The following is a 23,969-nucleotide window of genomic DNA, read 5'->3' on the forward strand; positions in this document are numbered from 1 at the left end:
CTAAAGAGCTGTTCGGACCGCTGCAGCCTTTCCTCGGTATTGATGTTGGCCGAAACTCAACGCAATGTTTTCTTCACAATGAGGCCTTCGGACCTCTGCCGGCCAGTTTGAGACGTTCGACACAGTCACCTGGATCATCGACAATCGGCGGACGAAGGCCAGATAACGACCATCGTCGAGTTAAATAATCCAGATGCACAAGACCTGTGAGCGGTCAACCGGTCGCTTGCAGGCTTGCCATTCGATTCGTGCCATAGAAGGGAACCATGACCGCTACAAAGACTATCCGAATGTTGACCCGCTACAAAGCTTGGGCCAATGAACTTGTCTTCTCGATGGTGATGGGTCTGCCGTACGAAGAGGCTGTCCGGCAACGGACGACGCGCTTCGGAAACATGGTACACACGCTCAATCACGTCTACGTCATAGACTCCGTGTTTCAGGCGCACATTCAAGGACGCAAGCATGGCTATACAGCCCGCAATACATCTGATCACCCGCCCCTGGATGAACTGTGGGATGTGGTCCGGGCGCTCGACGAGTGGTACGTCGGCTTCGCTAACGGGATGTCGCCCGAAGATCTCGATCGATCAATTCACTTCAATTTTATCGGCGGTGGCGAGGGCGTCATGACATGCAACGAAATGATTCTGCACGTCGTGAATCACGGCACCTATCACCGCGGGTTTGTCGGCGACATGATGTACCAGGCGGGGGTCACGCCATTGGCAACCGATCTTCCGGTGTTCCTGCGTGACGTTCCACAGGAATTCGATTAGCCTGGGATTTTTCGCCAGTTTGCAGGCGCCGTCCTGACCAACCGGCGCGTTGAGCCTGCATCGAGCACCAGGCAATAGGTCGATCGATTGACACCCGTATTCAAGTGGTCGTCTTTTAGAAACTTGTTGCCGTTCAAGCTTCCTTGATGTCGGCGAAGCACTGCTGCGGTTGATTCACGAACGTCTGCTTACGTTCGAGCCGATGGTCCCTTGAGGGTCGACTTGTGCCTGACGCGGGCTGACTTCCCGCACAGCCTTATCCAATGCGCATGGATACGCGTTCGGCGAAAAGCAGCCGGTAGATAATTGCTCCGACCTCGGCGACAATGCGACGTTAAATGCGATCGGCTAACTATGGAGTTCGTTCATGGATCGTCGGACTAAAGCAGTAATCGGAACAGCATTGACGGTCTGCGTGATATGCATTGTCATAGGTTTCTACTACTTCAAGTGGCAGGGCGTTGACACGTCAGTTGTCAACGATCCGGACTACCCTTCTGCGGGAGGTGCGCGCTGAAGACGCTCGTTGCCAAACCGTCGAATTGATAGCGCGGGCGCGTCGATGCTTGGCGGATGTTTGCGGGATCTTTCGCAAATTCCGTTTGCCCCGTTGGTTGCTGTCGCACCAAATGGCAGCGTGTTCATGAGGGCCACGACAGCTGCTCTCAGAGGGTTGGTTCGCAAGGACTGCAAGATAACCGAACGACCGCATTCGGATGCAAACGAAGGTTCCGGTCGGGTCTCAACATATCGTTTCGCATCGGGAAGCGCGCGTTATTGTTGACTAACCTCCGCCGTGACCACAATCATGACCATGGTGCCCTTGGCATTCATGCGCTGATGTCCCATTACTTCCTGTGTAAGTCGAGAATGCCGCCGTTGGGTGTACTTGTGCTCTGTTTGCAGCGATCATCGAAGCGATCTCTTTGCGCAAACTGTTGTAGTCACCGGCCCATCCTCGTTGCTGACGGGCAGCCTCGTAGGCTTCCTCGCTAACAAACATCGCAATCGCGTAGTACTCGAAGCGAACGCTTAAGCCATGCCGCGTCAAAGTATCGACGATCTGGCCGGCGGTGTAGGACTCGCCCGTTTCAATCCCGTGGTCACTTCTTAGAAGATACAAGAGCTGGCGTAGATAGCTCCTGATTGCTCGGCGACGAAGAAAACGGGTCAGCATTTCACCACCCACGGTTATCGAGAGGCAGATAAAGAATAGCGCACTTCACGACTCGCTCGATACAACTGTAGATTGTTTCTTTGGACGGCTGGTTACGGGTGTTTCAATCGACCGTTTGCCGTCGAACCGGGTCGACTGCTGCACCTCATGGCGTAACGTGCCATACGCCATCTTGGCGACCAACAAGGGCAAGGCAGGTTCATGGCAGAGATACACATTGTTTTTGGTCCGCAAGGCGCGGGTAAGTCCTCTTACGCGCGTACGCTCGCGACAGCATCCGAGGGCACCCGTTTCTCGATTGACGAGTGGATGGCCCAGTTATACGGTCCGGACCTTCCAGACCCGATTAATTTAGGCTGGATCATGGAGCGGGTACAGCGCTGAGAGCGTCAAATCTGGCGAACCGCTGAGCAAATCGCGAAAAATGGGGGAAGCGTCGTTTTGGATCTCGGTTTCATGAAAGCGAGAAATCGCTCGGTGTTTGCTGAACAAGCCAGAGACGCTGGCATTTCGAGCAAGCTTCACTACGTCACCGCACCACATGACATACGCCGCAGTCGGGTTATGGCAAGGAACGCCGAAAAGGGCGAGACGTTTTCATTTGAGGTTTCGCCTGCCATGTTTGATTTTATGGAAGCAGAATTCGAAGCTCCTACGAAACTCGAACTAGCATCGGCTACTGTGTTTAACTCTCACATTCTGGCCTCGTGACGTCCGCAGAACCGTTTCGAACAGTTATGGTGTTGAACACTCGACGCAGAAGAGGCCGCAGCGGCCGAACGCGAGCTTCGCGAACCGTTCTCCAATGCGACGATGCGCGGGCCCATCCGGATGGAGTTGATCGGGCAGCGGCAGATCGGCGAAATCCCGTTGACCGTAGAGGTCCAGTCAGCGCGGGTGTCTCGCATGGCTCGAGCAGTGAAGGGGTCGAGTAAAGCGCTACCCCCGAAGCCGAGATTAACGAGCTCCACGTTGCCGAGGGCTGCGACACGGCCATCGCCAACTGAGGATCCGCGCACTGCGCGCGAGCCCGGGCGGGCAGGCGATGCGGCATCACCCCTCGGTCGGTTTGTTCGACTTCGAGGGCACCGCGCAAAAGCTCAGGGGTAATGGGTGTGTGGCGACCCAGATGTGCTGGTCGTTCGTCATGTGATCGATAGCAAGTTGAGAACAGGAATCTTACCAGGTTGCTGTGTTGTTGGCGCCAGACCGTATATCAAGCAATTCCCGGCATTCCGAGGCTAGGGTTTTCTACCGATTTCTCACGCCCCGACCACACTCGCGTGCAGGTGTGCCGCCGGCACACCTGCACGCAAAATTGAACGCTTCTTATGCGCCCATGCACAAAGCCAGGAACCTGATCCGGCTTAGAACACCTTCACCGGCACGTTCGCCACCAGCCGATACTCCATGTTGTTGCCGTCGGAGTAATAGCGCGAGGCGTTGTGCCACATCGCGATGAACGTGACCTTAGTGTCCTTGAAGCGGCCGCTTTGCAGCGTATAGCTCGGAATGAAACCGAACTCGTGATGGTCGCCATGCACTGGTTCACCGTTCTTCCAGTACAGGTTGTGCAGCGGCGCAGACGCCGAAGCATTGTCCGCGGCACCCGCCGACGCATCCGCGCCCCAGCCGTACTCGTCCCACAACATCGCCTTGAGCCCCGGCACGCCGGCGTATTTGCCGTCGAACGTGTAGCGCAGTTGCAGCGACTGCTCATGCGGCGCGTTGTAGTCGACGTCCATCGAGTTGCTCAGGTAGATACCGTTGGTCTCGTTGACGTAGTCGAAGAACTGGTCGCCGAGCACCTGCTGGTAGCCGAGCAGCAGCGCATGCGGGCCGTGCTGCGCGGAGACCGACAGGCTGTACGCGTTGCTGTTGATATGCCCCTGGCGCGATGCGCCGGTGTCATGCGTCGAGTAGATATTCGCGAGGCCGCTCCACTTGATGGTGGTCGGGGCGCCGAACGACTGCGCTACTGAGCCGTAGTACTGACGCCAGACGTCGTCCGCCTGGTCGACATACAGCGCCATTTCGCCGTTCTTCGCGTAGTGCCACGTGCCGCCGACGTAGGTCAGTCGGTCGATACGCGTGCCGCCATACGAGGTGGTCAGGTTGGTCAGGTTCGTGTGACCGCGTGCGTCGACCTTGGTGAAACTGCCGGCCTCCAGCGTCGTATGCGCCAGATCGTTGCTCACCATCGAGACGCCGAGGAAAGTCGGTGGCAGTGCGCGGTTGTCGTGCGGTTCGATGAACGGGTTGGTGACGGTTTGCAGACCGTACTTCACGACCGTTTCCGAAATACGGCCCTTGATGTCAACCATGCCCGGGTAAGCCCAGGCGAGTTGTCGCGAGCCGCCGCCGTCCTTGCCGACGTGCACCATGTTGCCGGCGCCATTGCCGCCGTCAAGCTTGAGTGCGGCGAACAGTGACGCATCCACGCCGAAGCCGACCAGGCCTTGCGTGAAGCCTGATTCGTAGTTGGCTTGCGCGCCCTGAATCCAGGCGTGACGATAGATCGAGGTGGGCGCCTGGAAGTAGTCAGAGTAGTTGCGGAACTGCAGGTTGAGATGGCTATCGGCGATAAAACCCTTGCTCGCCGCCTGGCTCGACTGCGGGGTGGACGGCGTGACCGTCTGGTCAGCTTCCGCGTTGACGACGGCATTGGTGGTGTCGGGCTGATCGTTACGCACCTGACCGCCCTGGTCCGCTCTGCGCTTGCCGGCTGCGTTGGATTGCGCAGTTTGCGAGGCGGACGAAGCTTGCGATCGTTGTGTAGGAGAAGAAAACGTTTGCGCGAGTGTTTGAGTTTTTGTCGTATCGGAGGTGGACTCCAACACGAAGTCATCGGCATAGGCACTCGCACCGATGGTCAGCGCGGGCAGGGTGAATGCGCAGTAGAAGAAGGTGGCGGTGCTATTTTTTTTTGACCGGTTTTTTGTTCGGCTATCTTTCATGTAGTACGTCTCTGTTATTTTGGTAAGTCTTTGGCCGGCGGTTAGCCAGTCCATGCTTATCGTTCGTCCCGCTGATGGCAGGGCGAACGAATTCAACGGCGCGACGGCCCGCCGCGCCGGGGAATACAGTTCTAAATTGCCAGACTGTTCTCTTTAGCGACGTCCCAAGGGGACGTGCTATGAGGCCTCGCTTACGCGAATGCACGCTACGCGTGTGGCGCTCGCGCCATGCGTGACAGGCTGTGGAATCTCACTGGCGCAGGCCTCGATCGCATCCGGGCAGCGCGTGCGAAATGCGCAACCGGAGGGCGGGCTGAGCGGCGAGGCAATCTCGCCGCGCAACAGCAGATGACGGCGCGCACGTTCAACCACCGGATCGGGCACCGGCACCGCCGACAGCAACGCACGCGTATAGGGATGACGCGGCGTGCCATACACGTCGCGCTTGTCGCCGAACTCCATCACACGTCCCAGATACATCACCAGCACGCGGTGGCTAATTGCCTTAACGACCGCGAGGTCGTGCGCGACGAACAGCAGCGACAGCGACAACTCGCGCTGCAGATCGCGCAACAGGTTGACGATTTGCGCCTGGATCGAGACGTCGAGCGCCGACACCGGTTCATCGCAGATCACCAGTTGCGGTTCGCCGATCAACGCGCGTGCAATGCCGACGCGCTGACACTGGCCACCGGAGAACTCATGCGGATAGCGGCGCAGATGCTGGGCATTGAGGCCGACGCGTTCGAGCATCGTCAGAACGCGCCGCTGCACGTCGGCGCGGGCAATGTCCTGGCCATGCGTGAGCAAGGGTTCGGCGACGATCTGTTCGATCGTCATGCGCGGATCGAGCGAGGCCAGTGGGTCCTGGAAAATCATCTGCACGTCGCGACGCAAACGCGAGGTATCGCGGTGGGCGCCCGTCAGCACGGTTTCGTTGTCGAGCCAGCGCACGCTGCCGCTCGCCACGGGCGCAAGCCCAATGATTGCGCGCGCCAAGGTGGACTTGCCGCAACCCGATTCGCCGACAAGCCCCACGGTTTCGCCGCGCCGCACGCTGAACGACACGCCGTCCACCGCGCGCAGTGTCGCTTTACCAGACCACGGAAAGCCACCGCGCGGCACGCCGAATTGAACCTTGAGATTGTCGACGGACAACAGCGTTGCCGGACTTTGGCCTTGGCTTGCAATGGAAGTGGACTTCATGCGTGTTGTACCTCCATGATTTCCCGCACCGGCCGATGGCAAGCACGCAACGCATCAGCGGCCGTAGGTGACGCCGTGAGCACCGGCCGCGACTCGCGGCATCGATCGCTGCAATACACGCAGCGCGGCGCGAATGCGCAACCTTCGCCGACTTCGCCAGGCAACGGCGGATTGCCGGGGATGGTTTGCAGCGGACGATCATCGTCGTCGGTCAGGCGCGGCAGCGCATTCAGCAGGCCGATCGTGTACGGATGCGTCGGCGCGGCGAACAACGTGGCGGCGTTTGCCTGCTCGACGGTTTGACCGGCATACATCACCATCACGTCGTCGCACAAGCCGGCCACCACGCCCATGTCGTGCGTGATCAGAATGATCGCGGTGCCGCGTTCGTGGTTCAGTTCGCGTAGCAACTCGATGATTTGTGCCTGTACGGTCACGTCGAGCGCGGTGGTCGGCTCGTCGGCGATCAGGATTTCCGGCTCGGAGAGCAGGGCCATCGCGATCATCACGCGTTGCCGCATGCCGCCGGAGAACTCGTGCGGATACATGTTGATGCGCCGCGCGGCGTCGGGAATACGCACCGTTTCCAGTGTTTCGATGGCGCGGCGGCGCGCTTCGCGGCGCGACATCTTGCGATGCAGTTGCAGCGTCTCCGTCATCTGCCGTTCGATCGTCAGGAATGGGTTGAGCGAGGTCATCGGGTCCTGGAAGATCATGCCGATGCGGTCGCCGCGAATCCTGTTCAGCTCGGCTTCGTTCATCGTCAGCAGGTTCTCGCCGCGGTAGGTCGCGGCGCCTGAGACCTTGCCGTTGCCGGCCAGCAGGCCCAGCAGCGCCATCACCGTCTGGCTTTTGCCCGAGCCCGATTCGCCGACAATGCCGAGCGTGCGGCCCGCTTCGAGCGAAAACGACACGCGTTGCACGGCGTCGACGGGTGCGCCTTCGCGGCGCGTGAAACGCACGCTCAGGTCTTTGACTTCGAGTAGCGGCATGTCAGCGGTCCTTCGGATCGAATGCGTCGCGCAGGCCGTCGCCGACGAAATTCACGCAATACAGGGTGACGCACAGCATCACCGCCGGGCACAGCAGCAGCCACGGCATCGATTCGAGCTTCTGCGCGCCGTCCTGAATCAGCACGCCCCAGCTCGTCATCGGTTCCTGCACGCCGAGGCCGAGGAACGACAGCACCGATTCCGTCAGTACGATGTTGGGCACCGTCACGCTGGCATACACCACCACCACACCGAGCAGATTCGGCACGATGTGGCGCGCGATGATCGAACGTGAGCTCACGCCGATGGCGCGGGCGGCGTCGATGAACTCACGCGAACGCAGCGACAGCGTCTGGCCGCGTACCACGCGCGCCATGTCGAGCCACGAGAATGCGCTGATCGTCAGCACGACCAGATAGAACGCCCGGCCGAACATCGTCATCATCAGGATGGCGATCAGCATGTAGGGGATCGCGTACATCATGTCGACGATGCGCATCATCACCGCATCGACGCGTCCGCCCAGGTAGCCGGCGGTGGTGCCGTACGCCACACCGATCAGCCCCGACACGAGCGTGCCGAGCAGACCCACTTCCAGCGACACGCGTCCGCCTTGCAGCGTGCGTGCGAGCAGATCGCGGCCGAGTTCGTCGGTGCCGAACCAGTGCATGTTTTGCAGCGTCGGCGCCAGGCTGATGGCGCTCCAGTCGCTATCGATCGGATTGTTCGGCAGGAACCACGGACCGGCCACGCACGCAATCACGATCAGCAGCAAGACGACGAAGCCGGAAAACGCCGCGCGATTGCGCACGAAGCGCAGCGCGGCGGTGGCGAGCGGTCCGCGCGAACGCGGCGCCTTCGCAATGGCCGCGAGCGGATCGAGCGCCGCGACGGTCGATTGAATTGAGCGGGGCATGGATCAGTACCGGATGCGCGGATCGAGCCAGGCATACGCCAGATCGACCAGCAGATTGAACAGGACGGCGACCGCGGTGGTCAGCACGACGAGGCCCAGCACGAGGGTGTAGTCGCGGTTGATCGCCCCGTTGACGACCAGTTGGCCTAGACCGGGCAGCGCGAACACCGATTCGGTGACCACGGCGGCGGTGATCGACGAAATGCAAATCGAGCCGAGCAGCGACACCACCGGCATCAGCGCGGGCTTCATCGCATGGCGCAAGACGATCGTGCGGCCCGGCAGCCCCTTGGCGCGTGCCGTGCGGATGAAGTTACCCGACAGCACTTCGATCATGCTGCCGCGCATCACGCGCGCGATCCCGGCGACGTTGATGATGACGAGCAGCACGATCGGCAGCACGCGATAGCGCCACTCGCCTTCGCCCCAGCCGCCGGCCGGCAGCCAGCCTTGTCCTTCGGAAGTCTTCAGCAGGATCGCGAAGATCCACACCAGCACCGGACCCAGCACGAACGGCGGCACCACGTTACCGATATTGCCGAGCACCATGACCAGGTGATCGATGAAACGATCGCGCCGCACGGCGGCCAGCGTGCCGAGTGTGACGCCGATCACGACCGCGATCGGCACCGATACGCCGCCTACGCCAAGACTCACCGGCAATGCTTTCCACACCAGATCGTTGACCGACCAGTCGGCATAGCGGAACGACGGACCGAGGTCGCCGTGCAGCAGCGAGCCGAGGTAGTGGAGGCACTGCAGCCACAGCGGTTCGTCGAGGTGATACTTGGCGTTAAGGTTCGCGAGCACGGCCGCCGACAGGTGTTTCTCCGTGTCGAACGGCCCGCCGGGGGTGAGGTGCAGCAGCAGATAGCACGCGGTGATCACGGCGAGAATCGTCGGGATCGCCCAGAGCGTGCGGCGCAGCGCATAGGCCAGCATGACGGTGCTCCCGCTTAGTGCTTGATCAGATACATGTCTTGCGTGGCGCGCTGGTCGACGTAATTGGTCGACGTGTAGCCGCCCACATACGACTTGACCAGCCGGTCCGCCGAGTACTGGAAGAGCGGTACCAGCGGGTAGTCGTTCATCGCCAGATCGTGCGCCTGCGTGAGCAAGGCGGTGCGCTTCGCGTCGTCGAGCTGCTGGTTGCCTTCATCGACCAGCTTGTCGACTTGCGGGTTGCAGTAGCGCTGGTCGTTCTGCACGCTGTTGCAGCGGATCAGATCGAAAAACGAGTTGGCGTCGTTGTAGTCGACAAACCAGCCGTCGCGCGAGGCCTGCACCTTGCCGTCGTGGCGTTGCTTGAAGAGGACCTTTTGTTCGACGTTTTCGAGCTTCGCGGTTACGCCAAGCTTGGTGCGCCATTCCGACGTGGCAAACAGCGCGACCTTCTTGTGCAGGTCGTTGGTGTTGTAGGTGAGCGTGAACGTCAGCGGCTTCGCGTCCGAATAGCCCGCGGCTTTCAGCAGGTTGCGCGCGTAGTCGACGCGTTTGGCCATCGGCCAGCTTGCCCAGTCAGGCGTGAAGACGTTCGCGCCTTCCGTGCCCTTGGCGATCAGGCCGTACATCGGCACCTCGCCGTCGGCCGTGAGACGCTTGGTCAGCAGGTCGCGGTCCAGCACCATCGCCAGCGCCTGGCGCACGCGTTTGTCCTTGAATGCGGGGTCTTCGTTGTTCAGGCTGTAGTAGTAAGTGGCGATCTGCAGGCCGGTTTTCAGCTCGGAGCCGAATTGCTTGCTGACCTGCGTGTAGATGCCCGACGGAATCGAGTACGTGTAGTCGAACTGGCCGGCCTGATACATGCGCATCGCCGTTTCGTCGTTTTCGATCGGCAGATAGGTCACTTTCGTGATCACGACCTTGCTGGCATTCCAGTACGTGCTGCTTTTGGTTGCCACGAGGCGATTGCCCGGCTGCCAGTCGGTCAGCACATACGGGCCGTTACCGACGAAGTTGCCCGGCCGGGTCCAGTCGCCGCCGAATTTGGTAACGGTTGCGCGGTTGACCGGTGCCATGGCCGGCATGGCGGTCAGTTGCGGGAAGAAGGCGGCGGGCACTTCGGTGGTGACTTCGAGCGTGTACGGATCGATGGCGCGCGCGGCGAGGCTCGTCAGTGGCGCGTTGCCGGAGAGAATCGCCTTGGCGTTCTTCACGAATTCGACCAGCACCGTGTAGTTCGATCCTGTCTTCGGATCGAGCACGCGTTGCCATGCATAGATGAAGTCAGCGGCCGTGACCGGCTGGCCATTGCTCCAGCGCGCGTCGTGGCGCAGCTTGAAAACCCACGTATCCGGCCCGGTGCGCGTCCACGATTGCGCGACGCCTGGCACGACCGCGCCGGCCGCGTCGATGCGCGTCAGGCCTTCGAACATGTCGAGCGAGATCGTGTCGCCGGTCCAGGACTCGATATGCGCGGGGTCGAGCGATTCGGTTTCGGCCGGCACCTGGCGGGTCATCTCCTGGCTGGCAGCGAGCGTGACACCTGCGGGTACGTTGACGGCGAAGGCCGAGGGCTGAAACGTAAGGACGAGCGCGGTCAGCGCCGTCGCGTAGACGAGCGGTTTTTTCATCGGTTGAGATCGCCGGAAAGGTCGAAAGAAGAGCGCGCTGGCGCCAGGGCGCCCGGTTATCCGCGTTGCGCGGGCCGGGGCGGCCCTTGTTGCTCGTGTGGGTTACGCGACATGCAGGATTCCTTACATTTGGTAATGCAGGCAAACCCTGGTCGGATCAACCGGAAAAGGTGCCTGCTTTTTAAAACAGTCTCGGGGTCCCCACCCAGACGACCACCGTCTCGATACGAGCGGTATTCGCCCAGCTATGAGGCACCGTCGATTCGTAATGCGCGCTGTCTCCCGCGTGCAGTACGAACGTCTTGCCTTCCAGCGTCAACGACACTTCGCCGCTGATCACATACATAAACTCTTCACCGGCATGTGTGGTGACTTCCGAGCGTTTTTGCCCGGGCGGCATCCTCACGAGGATCGCTTCGAGCTGACGGCCGCCCGTCAGATTGGTCAACCGTGCAAACAGATTGGCCGAGTCCGCAAAACCGAAAAACTTCAACTGATCGCCGCGGCACATCGAGCGTTCTTCGCTTGGTGTGTCGACGAAATACTGCACCGTCACCCCGAGTGCGTTGGCAATCCCGGCCAACGAAGTAATGGACGGTGATGCCAGACCGCGTTCGACTTGCGACAAAAACGGTTTGGAAATCCCCGCCGCTGTTGCCGTGTCATCGAGCGTGCGCTTAAGCCGTTGGCGCAGCGCGCGGATCTTGCTCCCAAGTTCGAGTGCCGGGTTGTTCTTTTGAATTGTCGTGACCATAGCAGGAGGAAATTAGCCCGTCAAAATTTGTTTGATATAAGTAAATATGGTTTGATTGCGGTCCAGGCCGGGGTGGCGGGCCGTTCAGCGTCCGGTCGTGCAAGGGACCACATTTTCGAGACAACGCTCTATGTTGCCAGAACCGAAATTCGCACCCGCCGTTTTGACCGGTAATCGACGAGAAACTCGAAGCGGATGCGGTAAAGACTGCAGTGCGCATAAAGGTGCCAGTGTTGATGCGGATTGAGTGTCGGGGACGTTAAAGGCCTGACATCAAAGACTATTTTCAATCAAAAGCGACTTTACGGCGAAGCGATCTGGCGTGTAAGAACAGGTAATTGGCGTGGTATCAGTGAATTCCCTGAGTGACGAACCGTGCTTATATTTGCAGAATCGGGCCCGCTTGGCGGTTGGGCGCACGTGTTCGTATCACACGCGACGCTGGCCGCTGTTTTTCAATCCGCGCGCAGCGATCCTGCGCGGCGGAGCATTGTCCGGCACGTTCCATCCGAACGCTGGCCGGCATGAGGACATGACTATCACTGCTGATTTTTCCTGCTGCGGGCTTCGCGCCCGCCGCCTGGCCCGGCCGCCATCTGCCGCTCGCCGGGTAGTCGGACGCCGGCCATCCGGCCCCCGAATCGCCGGCCGCCGGAAGGCCGGCCCCCGGACCCCCGTTTTCCGAGATGCTTTATCATTGAGCCTGTTCCGCCTGCCGGAACCCGAGCCCGATGTAGCGCAGCGTCCCTCCAGAGGGCTTCCTGCGGGGCGCATCGCGTGGCGGGCCTCTATCCCATCCCCTGGTTTTTCTGCTGGTATTGGCGCCTCAGTTTGCAACCTGGTTTGCAGATGAGCGCGCAACTCAGTTTCCAGATGTACGTGTAGATGAACACGCCATTGACCATGCGCAGGCATAGGCCGATGCGTGCGCCGCGCATGGTCCGCTGAGCGTTTTTCCAGATCCAGTTTTTTGCGCCGCGTGGCCAGCCCACGCGCCGCCGTAACCGTAAGAACACGAGGTACATGATGAATTCGTCCAATCCCCCTGGCGCACCGGTCTCGCAGACCCGTTCGTTCTCGACGGTCTTTCTGATCGAGATGTGGGAGCGCTTTGGTTACTACGGGATGGCCGCGTTGCTGGTCCTGTTCATGATCGACAAGCTGAACTTCACCGACAGCCACGCCACCCTCACGTGGGGGGCGTTCACGGCGCTGGTGTACGCATCGCCGTCGATCGGCGGCTGGATCGGCGACAAGATTCTCGGCGCGCGCCGCACGATGATCTTCGGCGCCTGCGTGCTGGCGGCCGGTTATTTCATGCTGGCGCTGCCCAACGAGCAATTGAGCTACATGTACGCGTCGCTCGGCGTGATCGTGGTGGGCAACGGGCTGTTCAAGGCGAATGCCGCGAATCTCGTGCGGCGTATCTATGAAGGCGACGACGCGCGCATCGACAGCGCATTCACGATCTATTACATGGCGGTCAATATCGGCTCGACAGCGTCGATGCTCGCAACGCCGTGGATCAAGGACCATTGGGGCTGGCACACGGCATTTGCGGTCTGCTGCGCGGGCATGCTGCTGTCGGTGCTGAACTACTTCATCATGTTCCGCACGCTCGCGCATATCGGCTCCACGCCGGACGCCGAACCGATTCGCTGGAAGCGCGTCGGCGCGGTCGCGCTGGGCGGTATTGCGCTCGGCACGGTAACGATGTTCGTGCTGCAACACAAGGCGATTGCCGTGGCCTGCGTGTACACGGCGGGCGTCGCGATTCTGGCGATTTTCGGCTACATGCTGATGAAGTGCGAACGCGCGGAGCGCTCGGGTCTCGTTGCCGCGCTGATCCTGACCGCGCAGGTGATTCTGTTTTTCGTGTTCTATGTGCAGATGTCGACGTCGCTCACGCTGTTCGCGCTGCGCAACGTCGACCCGCGTTTCATTCTGTTCGGCCAGACGTGGTTTACGTGGAGCGCCGCGCAGTTCCAGGCGCTCAATCCGATCTGGATCATGTTGCTGAGCCCGGTGCTCGCGCTGCTCTATACGAAGCTCTCGAAGAGCGGCAAGGACGTGCCGGTGGCGGTCAAGTACGCGTTCGGCTTCGCGGTGGTGGCGGCCGGCTTCTTCGTGTATGCGGCGAGCGGCAACTACGCGGTGAACGGGCGCGTGTCGTCGTGGTTCATGGTGGGCGGCTACGGCCTGTATTCGCTCGGCGAATTGCTGGTGAGCGGGCTCGGTCTCGCGATGATCGCGCGCTACGTGCCGGCGCGGATGAGCGGCTTCATGATGGGTGCTTACTTTGTCGCAACCGGCGTGTCGCAGTATCTGGGCAGCGTGGTAGCGAACTTCGCGCAGATGCCGGCGGGCGATATGGATCCGCTCGAATCGCTGCCGCTCTACACCAAGCTGTTTACGGGCCTGGGCTGGCTCGCGGCCGTGGGCGCGCTGGTTGCCGTGCTGCTGTTGCCGCTGATGCGCAAGCTCTCGCGCGAACATCAGCGTTGCAGCGACGAAGCGCGTGAGAACGCGCGGCAAACTGCTGCATTGAGCGGCGCGGTGGCGGAGTAATCTGCTGCGACGTGTAAAGCGGCGCCCACACGCTGCTCACGCGGCGCGTACCGCAGGAAAGTAAGCGCAGTTCGCACGGGAGCACTGGCCGGCCGCAAGAAAGTACGCGCCGGCTGTTCGACACCATGCGTCTGCTACGCTCCGCAACACAATAAAAATGGCGCGCCCCCGTATGACAGGGGCGCGCCATTTTGCGTTTTATGCGCTGCGCTGCGCTGCGCTGCGCTGCGCCGCGCTTGCTCGCGCGTCAGCGTACCTGCTCCGCGCCTTTACTCCGGCATTTTCCGGAACGACACCGCAATCCGGTTCCAGCCGTTGATCGCAACGATCAACAAGGTCAGGTCGGCGATCTCCTGTTCTGAGAAGTGCGGCTTCACCGCTTCCCACACTGCATCCGGTACACGCGTTTGCGCGACCAGCGTGACCGATTCGGTCCATTCGAGCGCCGCGCGCTCGCGCTCGGTGAAAAACGGTGCTTCGCGCCACGCCGCCACCGTCGCCAGACGCCGCTCGGTTTCGCCGTGCTTGCGGGCGTCCGCCACGTGCATATCGAGGCAGAACGCGCAGCCGTTCAACTGCGACGCGCGAATTCGCACCAGTTCCGCCAACTGCTTGTCGATCGTGCTTTTGCCGATGGTTTCTTCGAGCGCGATCATCGCGCGGGTGCCGCTCGGGCTGGCCTTGTAGAAGTCGAGACGGGATTGCATGAGCTGTTCCTTGTCGTGAATGTCCGGTAAATGTCTGGTAAGTGTCCGCTCCGATGGCGGCGACGGCGGTAAGCTTACGGTTGGCATTGGTCTTTCGGAATAACCATTTTCTGGATATTTTAGGTAACCACTCGGATGGAAATCCATATCGCGGTCGAAGGGCGTCACGATCTGTCCGGACAGATCTACCGGCAGTTGCGTGCCGGCATTCTCGAAGGGCGCCTCGCCGGCGGCACGCGCTTGCCATCCACGCGCGATCTCGCCACGCAACTGGGCGTTTCGCGCAAAACGACACTTGATGTGTTCGAACGGTTGCTCTCTGAAGGCTATCTGAGCACCCGCGCCGGTTCGGGCACCTTCGTCGCCGACGGCCTCGAGCGTCTGCCGGTGGAGCGCTCGTCGCATGCACTGGCCGCCGAGTCGGCGCGCGAGCGGGCCAAGGCAAAGCCGAAAGCCGCGGCGCGCGCCCAGCCACTGTGGGAGCAGATGCCCGAGATCTTGCCGTTGCCACGGCCCACGGTGGCCTCGCCGCACGATTTCATGGGCGGCGCGACCGACAAATCGCGGTTCCCCTTCGACGTCTGGCGCCGCTGCGTGAACCACGCATTGCGTGTGCAATCGCGCGGTCCCGGCACGTATCGCGACGCAGCCGGCGAGCAGGAATTGCGCCTCGCGATTTCGCGCTACCTGGCGTTCAACCGGGCGGTCGCGAGCAACTGGGACGACGTGATCGTCACGCAAGGCGCCCAGAACGCGCTCGATCTGATCGCGCGCATCACATTGCGGCCCGGCGAAATCGCGGCGCTCGAAGACCCCGGCTATCCGCCGGCCCGGGCATGCTTCACGGCCACGGGTGCCCGCGTGGTGCCGGTGCCGGTGGACGCAGAAGGCCTGATCGTGAGCAAGCTGCCGGACAAGGCACGGCTCGTCTACGTGACGCCCTCGCATCAGTTCCCGCTCGGCATGCCGATGAGTCTGGAGCGGCGCGTCGAGCTGCTCGAATGGGCGCAAAAACGCGGCGCCGTGATCATCGAGGACGATTACGACTGCGAGTACCGCTTCGAAGGCCGGCCGATGGAGCCGCTGAAAAGTCTCGACCGCGCCGGTCTCGTCGCCTACGTGGGCACGTTTTCGAAGACGATTTTTCCGGAACTACGGGTCGGCTATGTGGTGCCGCCAGCCTCGCTCCATGGTCCGCTCCTCAAGGCCCGGCAGATCGCCGACTGCCACGGCTGCACGCTCACCCAAACCGCGCTCGCGACCTTCATGCTCAATGGCGACTTCGCCAAGCATCTGCGGCGCATGCACAAGACCTATGCGGCGCGCCGCGCGATGCTGCTGAAGCATCTGCAGGGCAATCTCGCGCCGTGGTTCGAACCGATCGTGCCGACCGCCGGCATTCACATGGCCTCACATCTGAACGCGCCGTTGACCGAGGAGAGGCTGGTGAGCGCCGCGCGAGAAGCATCGATCGGTCTGTATGGACTCGCGCCGTTTTATCAGCGCGTCAAACCGCAGCCCGGCTTGATGTTTGGCTACGGCAGCATCGCCGTCGAACATATCGACGCGGCACTCACGAAGCTCGCCGATATTCTGCCGCGCCTCGCGCAGTGACGACCTGAAGCGCGCGAATATTACTTAAGCCTGTCTAACGCCATACAAATCAGTGTCACAAAGCAGCCGTACCCTTGCGCCTCTGTAATTGTTTGTAATGCAACGCCGGCCCGGATGGACCGGCACGACAACACAACAAACCGGAGGGCAGTAGGGATGCGAGTGACGTTTATGGCAGCAAAGAGGATGCGCAGGCTTCGCGCGGTCGGCGCCCTGGTTGGATTGGGTGTGGCGAGCGCGATCGGCATCACGGCGTGCAGCAGCAGCGACATTGACACAGCGCAGTCGCAGCCGCAGGTGGCGAACGGCACGAAGGCGACGCTCGCGTTGCTGGAAACCACCGACATCCACACCAATCTCCTCAGCTACGACTACTACAAGCTGGCCGAAGACAAGTCGCTCGGTCTGGAGCGCACGGCCACGCTGATCGCGGCGGCGCGCAAGGAATTCCCGAACACGATGTTGCTCGACGACGGTGACACGATCCAGGGCACCGCGCTCGCCGACTACCAGGCGCAGGTTGCGCCGATCGATTGCAAAACGACGCTCGGCGTCTACAAGGTGATGAACCTGCTGAAGTACGACGCGGGCACGATCGGCAATCACGAATTCAACTACGGTTTGCCGTTCCTCGCGCAAGTAACCGGCAGCGCGTTCGACGTGCCGAACATGAGCCCGGTGGCGTCGCAACCGGCGTGCGCGGGGCCGAACTTTCCGCTGGTGCTCTCCAACGTGCTCGGCGCGAAGTCGCAGCAGCCGATTTTCAAGCCGTACACGATTCTCGAGCGCACGCTGACGGCTACCACGCCAGACGGCAAGACCGTCAGCGCACCCGTGAAAATCGGCGTGATTGGCTTTACGCCGCCCGCGATCATGGCGTGGGACAAGCGCTGGCTGGACGGCAACGTCTACACGCAGGGGCTGGTGGAAAGCGCGTCGAAGTACGTGCCGGAAATGAAGGCGAAGGGCGCGCAGATCATCGTCGCCATGTCGCATGGGGGGCTCGACAATTCGACCTATTCGCCGTCGATGGAAAACGGCAGCTACTATCTTTCGAAGGTGCCCGGCATCGACGCGATGCTGATCGGCCACTCGCACCAGGTATTCCCCGACAAGAACAGCACCGTCACGCAATTCAGTCTGCCGGGCGTCGACAAGGTGAAAGGCACCGTCAACGGCGTGCCGACCGTGATGGCGAATTTCTGGGGCAAGCATCTCGGCGTGATCAAACTCGCGCTGAACTACACGAACGGCACGTGGACGGTGGACCGCAATTCGAGCACAGCGGAAGCACGCTCGATCCAGAATACGGATAACAGCTACGTGGCGGTCGATCCGGCGATCTCGCAGGCGATCGCGGCCGAACACAGCGCCACCATCAATTATGTGAAAACGCCGATCGGCACGACCGATTTCCGCATGACCACCTACTTCGCCGACGTGGGCGACGTCTCGGCCATCGAGATCGTCAACCAGGCGCAGGCGGCCTACGTGCAGGACTACATCAGCGCGAATCTGCCGCAATATGCGGGCATTCCGGTGTTGTCGGTGAGCGCGCCGTTCAAGAGCGGCTTTGGCGGTGGCAACGATTTCACGGATGTCTCACAGGGCAACGTCGCGATCAATAACGCCGCCGACCTCTACCTGTACCCGAACACGATCTACGCGGTGAAGGTGACGGGCGCCGATCTGAAGGCCTGGCTCGAAACCGCGGCGAAGCGTTTCAACAAGATCGATCCGGCCAACACGGCGGCGCAGGCGCTGGTCAGCACCTATCCCGGCTATAACTTCGACATGATCACGTCGAAGGACTTCAGCTACGAAATCGACGTGACGCAGGCAGTCGGCAGCCGGATCCGCAACCTGACCTATCGGGGCGCGGCGATCTCGGATACGCAGTCGTTTATCGTCGCGACCAACAACTATCGCGCGAGCGGCGGTGGCAACTTCCCAGGGCTGGACGGCAGCAAGACGATTTACGCGTCGCCCGATGCGAGCCGCGACGTCCTGATCGCCTACATCAAGAAGGTGCAAGCCATCAAGGCGGCGAGCAACGGCAGCGATCGTAGCTGGCGCTTCACGAAAGTGGCGACGGCCGGGCAGGTGACGTTCAAGGCGGCGCCGAACCTGGTGGCGCTCGCGCAAACCTACGGCGTCACCAACGTCACCCAGCTCCAGACCGAAGACGGCAGCGGCAAGGGGCTCGCGGTCTACTCGGTGAACCTCAACCAATGACGGCGCGCTTCACTTTGAAGCCGGCGGCCGTGGCGGTGACCGTCGCAGTGGCTGTCGCCCTCGCTGCCGGTACGCTCGCCACGGTCGCGGCCACGCGCGTGGCGACGCCCGTCTCCAACGTGCAGATCGACGATTGGCGGATGCAGGGCACGGCCACGCACGCGGCGTGGCCAATGTGGCGGCTGCGCCTCGCCGCGGCGTTTGGCAATGCGGTGGCGCGCGAGGCTCTCGCCGACGTGCTGGTGAACTCGGCGCAACTCGACGAGCGGCGCGAAGGCGTCGACTTGTACCGTCAACTTGCGCTCGACGGTGTGCCGGGTGCGCAGGCCACGCTCGGACATCTGCTGCTGCGCGGACTGCCCGGCATCGAGTCGGATTATGCGGAAAGCCGCCGCTGGTTGAACGTAGCCGCATTTCATGATCCCCAGGCCGCGTACGATCTGTCGACGCTTTATCGCAATGGTTACGGCGTCGTGCGTGATCCAGCCATGGCGATTCACTGGCTGGAACAGGCGGCGCAAGCGGGCGTGCCGCTCGCGCAATTCCAGCTCGCCAACGAGTACCGCTTCGGCATGACGCTGCCGCATGACGACACGTTGGCGCTGCAATGGCTGACGCGCGCGGCCAATGCGGAGTTACCCGAAGCCAATCTGGCGCTGGCGATCGCCTATCGCAACGGCGAACTTGGCATGGCGCGCGACGAAGACGAGTACTGGGCTCATGTAAAGGAGAGCGAGCACGATCTGAAGCACGTCAGCCGGCCGTGATCGCGCGTTGAAACGGCCTGCGATTTTCTGTCGCAGAGCAACGTTAGCCGCCCCCTGCAGAGACTTTCGCTGCAGGGGGCGTGTTTTTTCCGCCGCGTGAATCGGCATGGCTGACGTGTCGGTGAGACGCGTCCGGGCCATCGAGTCGCCATCCGCAGGGCATCGCCCTGCACCGAAAGTGCCTCTATTCATGCATCGAAATGGCTTGTAACGCACGTTACGTGTTGGTGTTACGGACCAGACCGACGCACGCCGACGCACGTTTACCCGCTAAAACAAGGATCAAAATGTGTTGCGCAGTCTGCGCCACGCAACAAACCTTCGCTGTTATACACAAAAGAGTCGCGCAAATCGTATTAGCGCTTGTAGAATCCGGCGTTGAAGCGTGCACATACCGTGTGCGCTTCGTGCAAATCACTGACCACTACAGGTAGGAGAAACATGCCGACTTCCGCAAAAAAGGTGGCCAAGAAGGCTGCTGCCCCGGTACCGACCAAGAAGGTTGCTGCAAAGAAAGTTGTTCCTGCGAAGAAGGCCGTCGCAGCTAAGAAGGTCGCCGTGAAGGCTTCCAGCGCTCCGTCGCCGATCAAGGACACCTTCACGAAGGCCTCGCTGGCTGCACACGTCGCTGAACGCGCCGCTGTGGAACCGAAGACTGCCAAGGCTGTGCTGGCCGCGCTCGAAGACACGATCCTCGGCGCTGTGCACAAGAAGGGCGCTGGCGAATTCACGCTGTCGGGTCTTCTGAAGATCGTCGTGCAAGCTGTGCCGGCGAAGAAGAAGCGCTTCGGCAAAGACCCGTTCTCGGGCGAAGAGCGTTGGTTCCCGGCCAAGCCGGCTAGCGTGCGCATCAAGGCACGTCCGCTGAAGAAGCTGAAAGACGCAGCAGCAGGCTGATCGCGCTTCATGCGTTACGGCGGTTTTTGAGTAAAGGTTTTAACGGTGCGTTGTTCGCCATCGGCTTTCAACCGTCCGCTTTTAACCGTCGTTAACGTTTGAGCTGACCCGCAGTGCGAGTTGTCCGAATCCCCGAGGATGCGAATCCGCGGGGATTTTTTTATGCGCGTCTGCTGGGGTTTGGCGAACTCGCCGCCGCCCGCCGCGGTGCCCCGATGCACCGTACTAGCGCATCATGGGCCGCCGCAGTACGATGGCAACGAGGCCATGCCGGTCGGGATGCGCTCTTAGCGTGCATGCACCGTGTTTTGCACGCAAAAAGCTCAATGGCATAGCGCTTGCTTGAACGTTTGTCGAACACCGAATGCGCAGCGCATTCGCCTTCTATCCGACAACAAGAGCGGGGCGTGACATGCGATGCTATGACGAGATGCGTCATTATGACGATTCCGTGCGGCCACACTACGCGCGCTTTGAGCGGTGGCTGGTGAAGCAGGGCAATGAGGCGATCGCACGCAAGCGTGCGGAAGCCGACCTGCTGTTTCGCCGGGTCGGTATCACCTTCGCGGTGAACGGCGATTTGTCCGGCACCGAGCGGCTGATTCCTTTCGACCTGATTCCGCGCATCATTCCGCGCAGCGAATGGCAGACGCTGGAGGCCGGATTGCGCCAGCGGGTGCAGGCGCTCAATCTGTTTATCCACGACGTCTATCACGATCGCAACATCGTGCGCGCCGGCATTGTGCCGGCCGAACAGGTCTATACCAACGCGCAATACCGGCCTGAAATGCAGGGCGTCAACGTGCCGCTTGGTGTTTACGCGCATATCGCCGGGGTCGACGTGGTGCGCGCGGGTGACGAGGGCGAGTTCTACGTGCTCGAAGACAACCTGCGGGTGCCGTCGGGCGTGTCCTATATGCTCGAAAACCGCAAGATGATGATGCGGCTTTTCCCCGAACTGTTCGTGCAGAACCGCATTGCGCCGGTCGCGCATTATCCCGATCTGCTGCTCGACACCCTGCGCTCGGTGGCGCCTGAAGGTGTAGACGATCCGGTCGTGGTGGTGCTCACGCCGGGCATGTACAACTCTGCCTATTTCGAGCACACCTTCCTCGCGCAGCAGATGGGTGTCGAACTGGTGGAGGGCAAGGATCTGTTCGTCGACGACAACTACGTGTTCATGCGCACCACGCAGGGGCCGAAGCGCGTCGACGTGATCTACCGCCGCGTCGACGACGACTTTCTCGATCCGCTCGCCTTCCGCAACGATTCGGCGCTGGGCGTGCCGGGTCTGTTGACCGCGTATCGCGCCGGACGCGTAGCGCTCGCGAACGCCATGGGCACCGGCATCGCCGACGACAAATCGATCTATCCGTACGTGCCGGAAATGATCGAGTTTTACCTCGGCGAGAAGCCGATCCTCAACAACGTGCCCACGTTCCAGTGCCGCAAGCCTGACGATCTTGCGTACACGCTCGCGCATCTGCCGGAGCTGGTCGTGAAGGAGGTGCACGGCGCGGGCGGCTACGGGATGCTGGTGGGGCCGGCGTCGACGAAGGCCGAAATCGAGTCGTTCCGCGAGCGCCTGATTGCGCGGCCCGCGGGGTATATCGCGCAGCCCACGCTCGCGCTCTCCGCGTGTCCGACCTTTGTCGAAGCGGGCATCGCGCCGCGCCATATCGATTTGCGCCCCTTCGTGCTGTCCGGCAAGAGCGTGACGATGTGCGCGGGCGGTCTCACGCGCGTGGCGTTGCAGGAGGGCTCGCTCGTCGTCAATTCGTCGCAGGGAGGCGGGACCAAAGATACGTGGATGGTCGACTGACGCGGTTGCCAATGCGGTTGCGCCTGTAACAGCTCATGTGGCAGCTCATGTGGCAATTCACGCAGCAACGCCTGTCGCCCTACAGGCAACCGCGGCCGCAACCTAACGCGCCGGCAGATGCGTCAAACCGCCGCCGGCGCACACGGATAACCCGCGCGAGCCTTTTACTTCTGCAAAGGTCTCGCGTCATCAGATACGGAACGCCGTCATGCTAAGCCGAACCGCCGATCACCTCTTCTGGATGGCCCGCTACATGGAGCGCGCGGAGAACACCGCCCGCATGCTTGACATCAACCTGAAGGCCTTGCTGTTGCCGCAGACGCCCGAACAGGAGGCGCGCGCGCAACGCTCGGTGCTGCGCATTTCCGAACTCGAATCCGCGTTCGCGCAGCGCTACGATGAACCGACCCGCGAACACGTGCTCGATTTCATGGTGGCCGATGCGACCAATCCGTCGAGCATTCACTCGTGTTTGCAGGCCGCGCGCGAAAACGCCCGCGCCGTGCGCGGCACCTTGACGACCGAATGGTGGGAAACCATCAACGACACCTGGCTTGAGTTCAACGAACGCGCTTCGTCCGACCAGACGTCGAGCAACCCAGGCGCGCTATTCGAGTGGGTGAAGTTCCGCTCGCACCTGTCACGCGGCGTGACGATCGGCACGGCGTTGCAGGACGACGCGTTCTTCTTCACGCAGCTTGGCACCTTCCTCGAACGCGCCGACAACACCGCGCGGATTCTCGACGTGCGTTTTGCCGACGTCGAACCGAATTCACGCGATGCCGCGCGCCAGCTCGAAGACTTCTACTACTGGACTTCGATTCTCAGTTCGGTGTCGGCGCTGGAGATTTATCGCAAGGTGTACCGCGATGTCGTCACGCCGGCGCGAGTGGTCGAATTGATGATCCTGAACCAGCAGATGCCGCGTTCGCTGCTCGCTTCGCTCGAAGGTGTCTGCACGAATCTGGCGATGCTGCGCACGCCGGGCTCAAACCAGTGCGAGCGGTTTGCCGGCAAGCTGCGCGCCGAACTGGTGTATTCCGACATCCGGCAGATTTTCGAAGCCGGCCTGCACGCCTATCTGACGCAGTTCCTTGCTCGCGTATTCGAGCTTGGCAATCTGGTTGCGCGTACCTATCTGATGTTGCCAGTCGCCTGACGGAGTTTTTCTATGTACCTGACGATCCGCCACGACACGTCCTATCGTTACGAAGCGACTGTCCATTATTCGATCCAGCAACTGCGTCTGACGCCGGCTAGCGGCGCCTCGCAGGTGGTGCGGCGCTGGAGCATCGATGCGCCCGGCAAGCTCGACGCGACCTTCGACGCCTACGGCAATGTGCTGCATACGCTCGTGATCAACAAGCCGCATGGCGAGATCCGTCTGCATGTAGCGGGCGAAGTCGACACGCTCCCGTTAAACGACGGCCGCTTACCCGACGCCGTCGGCCCGATTCCGCTCGAGCATTTCACCTGCTCGACGCGTCTCACCGAGGCCGACGCGGCGATCCGCGAGTTGGCCGGATCGGTGCCGAGCCTTGCGAGCTCGAGCGATCTGATCGCATTGTCCGAACAGATCCTGCAGCGCGTGAAGTACAACCCCGGCATCACCGAAGTCACCAGCACGGCCGCCCAGGCGCTCGCGCTCGGCAACGGCGTGTGCCAGGACCATGCGCATCTGATGCTGGCCTGCTGCCGCGCGCGCGGCATTCCGGCGCGTTACGTGAGCGGCTACATCGAACCCGGCGATGTCGAGCACGGCGCGAGCCACGCATGGGTCGACGTGTGGCTCGACGGCAAGGGCTGGATTTCCGTCGACGTCACGCACGCCGCGTTTGCCAGCGAGATCTACTGCCGGCTCGCTGTGGCGCGCGACTACGAAGCCGCCGCGCCGGTGCGCGGGCGGCGTATCGGCGGGCTGGAAGAGCAGTTGAAGGTGTCCGTCACGGTCAGCGGGCAGCTTTCGCAGTAGCGGCCGCTGGAGGCGGCCAAATGGGTTGTCAGG

General features: G+C 61.6%; 18 protein-coding genes and 1 pseudogene. 10 read left to right on the top strand and 9 right to left on the bottom strand.

Going from position 1 to position 23,969, the window contains the following annotated elements; translation table 11 throughout:
* Nucleotides 1-290: 290 nt before the first annotated feature.
* Nucleotides 291-779 carry a DinB family protein gene (locus PQQ96_RS16145; RefSeq protein WP_408293496.1) on the top strand — a complete coding sequence of 163 codons (489 nt, stop codon included), beginning with the start codon at nucleotides 291-293 and terminating at the stop codon, nucleotides 777-779.
* A 784-nt stretch (nucleotides 780-1,563) separates the two neighbouring features.
* On the opposite strand, the gene PQQ96_RS16150 is transcribed toward PQQ96_RS16145, so the two are convergent.
* Nucleotides 1,564-1,956, bottom strand: coding sequence for a DUF6559 family protein (locus PQQ96_RS16150; RefSeq protein WP_408293498.1), 393 nt, complete (start codon nucleotides 1,954-1,956; stop codon nucleotides 1,564-1,566).
* Between the two features lie 201 nt (nucleotides 1,957-2,157).
* On the opposite strand from PQQ96_RS16150, the pseudogene PQQ96_RS16155 reads away from it, so the two are divergent.
* Nucleotides 2,158-2,667 (top strand): annotated as a pseudogene (locus PQQ96_RS16155) (P-loop nucleotide/nucleoside kinase family protein).
* 656 nt (nucleotides 2,668-3,323) lie between these two features.
* On the opposite strand, the gene PQQ96_RS16160 reads toward PQQ96_RS16155, so the two are convergent.
* The 7 genes from PQQ96_RS16160 to PQQ96_RS16190 form a co-directional block, all read right to left on the bottom strand.
* The gene (locus PQQ96_RS16160) at nucleotides 3,324-4,913 is read right to left on the bottom strand and encodes an OprD family outer membrane porin (protein WP_408293501.1); all 1,590 of its coding nucleotides are present in this window, start codon (nucleotides 4,911-4,913) and stop codon (nucleotides 3,324-3,326) included.
* A gap of 177 nt (nucleotides 4,914-5,090) precedes the next feature.
* Entirely contained in the window at nucleotides 5,091-6,119 is a 1,029-nt protein-coding gene (locus PQQ96_RS16165; RefSeq protein WP_408293503.1) for an ABC transporter ATP-binding protein, read from the bottom strand.
* Complete coding sequence (locus PQQ96_RS16170; protein WP_408293506.1) at nucleotides 6,116-7,111, bottom strand: ABC transporter ATP-binding protein; 996 nt, start codon at nucleotides 7,109-7,111, stop codon at nucleotides 6,116-6,118. The genes PQQ96_RS16165 and PQQ96_RS16170 overlap by 4 nt, the downstream gene beginning before the upstream one ends.
* Nucleotide 7,112: 1 nt before the next feature.
* Nucleotides 7,113-8,027, bottom strand: a complete 915-nt coding sequence (locus tag PQQ96_RS16175; protein ID WP_408293508.1) for an ABC transporter permease — start codon at nucleotides 8,025-8,027, stop codon at nucleotides 7,113-7,115.
* Between the two features lie 3 nt (nucleotides 8,028-8,030).
* Nucleotides 8,031-8,969, bottom strand: coding sequence for an ABC transporter permease subunit (locus tag PQQ96_RS16180; protein ID WP_408293511.1), 939 nt, complete (start codon nucleotides 8,967-8,969; stop codon nucleotides 8,031-8,033).
* 14 nt (nucleotides 8,970-8,983) lie between these two features.
* Nucleotides 8,984-10,600, bottom strand: a complete 1,617-nt coding sequence (locus tag PQQ96_RS16185; protein WP_408293513.1) for a peptide ABC transporter substrate-binding protein — start codon at nucleotides 10,598-10,600, stop codon at nucleotides 8,984-8,986.
* Nucleotides 10,601-10,781: 181 nt separating this feature from the next.
* The gene (locus PQQ96_RS16190) at nucleotides 10,782-11,354 is read right to left on the bottom strand and encodes a cupin domain-containing protein (protein ID WP_408293515.1); all 573 of its coding nucleotides are present in this window, start codon (nucleotides 11,352-11,354) and stop codon (nucleotides 10,782-10,784) included.
* A 1,026-nt stretch (nucleotides 11,355-12,380) separates the two neighbouring features.
* Between PQQ96_RS16190 and PQQ96_RS16195 the strand changes: the two genes are divergently transcribed.
* Complete coding sequence (locus PQQ96_RS16195) at nucleotides 12,381-13,922, top strand: peptide MFS transporter (RefSeq protein WP_408293694.1); 1,542 nt, start codon at nucleotides 12,381-12,383, stop codon at nucleotides 13,920-13,922.
* A 269-nt stretch (nucleotides 13,923-14,191) separates the two neighbouring features.
* Here the strand turns inward: PQQ96_RS16195 and PQQ96_RS16200 are convergent, their stop codons facing one another.
* A complete protein-coding gene (locus tag PQQ96_RS16200; protein ID WP_408293518.1) occupies nucleotides 14,192-14,629 on the bottom strand; it encodes a carboxymuconolactone decarboxylase family protein in 438 nt (145 codons plus the stop codon).
* A gap of 135 nt (nucleotides 14,630-14,764) precedes the next feature.
* Between PQQ96_RS16200 and pdxR the strand changes: the two genes are divergently transcribed.
* The 7 genes from pdxR (at nucleotide 14,765) to PQQ96_RS16235 (ending at nucleotide 23,936) form a co-directional block, all read left to right on the top strand.
* The gene (gene pdxR / locus PQQ96_RS16205; RefSeq protein ID WP_408293521.1) at nucleotides 14,765-16,243 is read left to right on the top strand and encodes a MocR-like pyridoxine biosynthesis transcription factor PdxR; all 1,479 of its coding nucleotides are present in this window, start codon (nucleotides 14,765-14,767) and stop codon (nucleotides 16,241-16,243) included.
* Between the two features lie 186 nt (nucleotides 16,244-16,429).
* Nucleotides 16,430-18,478: a bifunctional 2',3'-cyclic-nucleotide 2'-phosphodiesterase/3'-nucleotidase gene (locus PQQ96_RS16210; RefSeq protein WP_408293524.1), complete on the top strand. Its 2,049-nt coding sequence runs from the start codon at nucleotides 16,430-16,432 to the stop codon at nucleotides 18,476-18,478.
* Nucleotides 18,475-19,245 carry a tetratricopeptide repeat protein gene (locus tag PQQ96_RS16215; RefSeq protein WP_408293526.1) on the top strand — a complete coding sequence of 257 codons (771 nt, stop codon included), beginning with the start codon at nucleotides 18,475-18,477 and terminating at the stop codon, nucleotides 19,243-19,245. The genes PQQ96_RS16210 and PQQ96_RS16215 overlap by 4 nt, the downstream gene beginning before the upstream one ends.
* A gap of 441 nt (nucleotides 19,246-19,686) precedes the next feature.
* On the top strand, nucleotides 19,687-20,142 hold the full coding sequence (locus tag PQQ96_RS16220; protein ID WP_175048835.1) for an HU family DNA-binding protein: 456 nt from the start codon (nucleotides 19,687-19,689) through the stop codon (nucleotides 20,140-20,142).
* Nucleotides 20,143-20,554: 412 nt separating this feature from the next.
* Nucleotides 20,555-21,964, top strand: coding sequence for a circularly permuted type 2 ATP-grasp protein (locus PQQ96_RS16225; RefSeq protein ID WP_408293530.1), 1,410 nt, complete (start codon nucleotides 20,555-20,557; stop codon nucleotides 21,962-21,964).
* Between the two features lie 208 nt (nucleotides 21,965-22,172).
* Entirely contained in the window at nucleotides 22,173-23,123 is a 951-nt protein-coding gene (locus PQQ96_RS16230; RefSeq protein ID WP_408293532.1) for an alpha-E domain-containing protein, read from the top strand.
* A 12-nt stretch (nucleotides 23,124-23,135) separates the two neighbouring features.
* Entirely contained in the window at nucleotides 23,136-23,936 is an 801-nt protein-coding gene (locus PQQ96_RS16235) for a transglutaminase family protein (RefSeq protein WP_408293534.1), read from the top strand.
* The last annotated feature ends 33 nt before the right edge of the window (nucleotides 23,937-23,969 follow it).

The sequence above is a fragment of the Paraburkholderia sediminicola genome, from assembly GCF_046027825.1.
GTDB classification, from domain to species: domain Bacteria; phylum Pseudomonadota; class Gammaproteobacteria; order Burkholderiales; family Burkholderiaceae; genus Paraburkholderia; species Paraburkholderia sediminicola_D.

Bases quoted from the DNA above. Each gene is read 5' to 3' on its own strand.
- PQQ96_RS16145 (WP_408293496.1), top strand. From the start codon at position 291: ATGTTGACCCGCTACAAAGCTTGGGCCAATGAACTTGTCTTCTCGATG.
- PQQ96_RS16150 (WP_408293498.1), bottom strand. From the start codon at position 1,956: ATGCTGACCCGTTTTCTTCGTCGCCGAGCAATCAGGAGCTATCTACGC.
- PQQ96_RS16160 (WP_408293501.1), bottom strand. From the start codon at position 4,913: ATGAAAGATAGCCGAACAAAAAACCGGTCAAAAAAAAATAGCACCGCC.
- PQQ96_RS16165 (WP_408293503.1), bottom strand. From the start codon at position 6,119: ATGAAGTCCACTTCCATTGCAAGCCAAGGCCAAAGTCCGGCAACGCTG.
- PQQ96_RS16170 (WP_408293506.1), bottom strand. From the start codon at position 7,111: ATGCCGCTACTCGAAGTCAAAGACCTGAGCGTGCGTTTCACGCGCCGC.
- PQQ96_RS16175 (WP_408293508.1), bottom strand. From the start codon at position 8,027: ATGCCCCGCTCAATTCAATCGACCGTCGCGGCGCTCGATCCGCTCGCG.
- PQQ96_RS16180 (WP_408293511.1), bottom strand. From the start codon at position 8,969: ATGCTGGCCTATGCGCTGCGCCGCACGCTCTGGGCGATCCCGACGATT.
- PQQ96_RS16185 (WP_408293513.1), bottom strand. From the start codon at position 10,600: ATGAAAAAACCGCTCGTCTACGCGACGGCGCTGACCGCGCTCGTCCTT.
- PQQ96_RS16190 (WP_408293515.1), bottom strand. From the start codon at position 11,354: ATGGTCACGACAATTCAAAAGAACAACCCGGCACTCGAACTTGGGAGC.
- PQQ96_RS16195 (WP_408293694.1), top strand. From the start codon at position 12,381: ATGAATTCGTCCAATCCCCCTGGCGCACCGGTCTCGCAGACCCGTTCG.
- PQQ96_RS16200 (WP_408293518.1), bottom strand. From the start codon at position 14,629: ATGCAATCCCGTCTCGACTTCTACAAGGCCAGCCCGAGCGGCACCCGC.
- pdxR (WP_408293521.1), top strand. From the start codon at position 14,765: ATGGAAATCCATATCGCGGTCGAAGGGCGTCACGATCTGTCCGGACAG.
- PQQ96_RS16210 (WP_408293524.1), top strand. From the start codon at position 16,430: ATGCGCAGGCTTCGCGCGGTCGGCGCCCTGGTTGGATTGGGTGTGGCG.
- PQQ96_RS16215 (WP_408293526.1), top strand. From the start codon at position 18,475: ATGACGGCGCGCTTCACTTTGAAGCCGGCGGCCGTGGCGGTGACCGTC.
- PQQ96_RS16220 (WP_175048835.1), top strand. From the start codon at position 19,687: ATGCCGACTTCCGCAAAAAAGGTGGCCAAGAAGGCTGCTGCCCCGGTA.
- PQQ96_RS16225 (WP_408293530.1), top strand. From the start codon at position 20,555: ATGCGATGCTATGACGAGATGCGTCATTATGACGATTCCGTGCGGCCA.
- PQQ96_RS16230 (WP_408293532.1), top strand. From the start codon at position 22,173: ATGCTAAGCCGAACCGCCGATCACCTCTTCTGGATGGCCCGCTACATG.
- PQQ96_RS16235 (WP_408293534.1), top strand. From the start codon at position 23,136: ATGTACCTGACGATCCGCCACGACACGTCCTATCGTTACGAAGCGACT.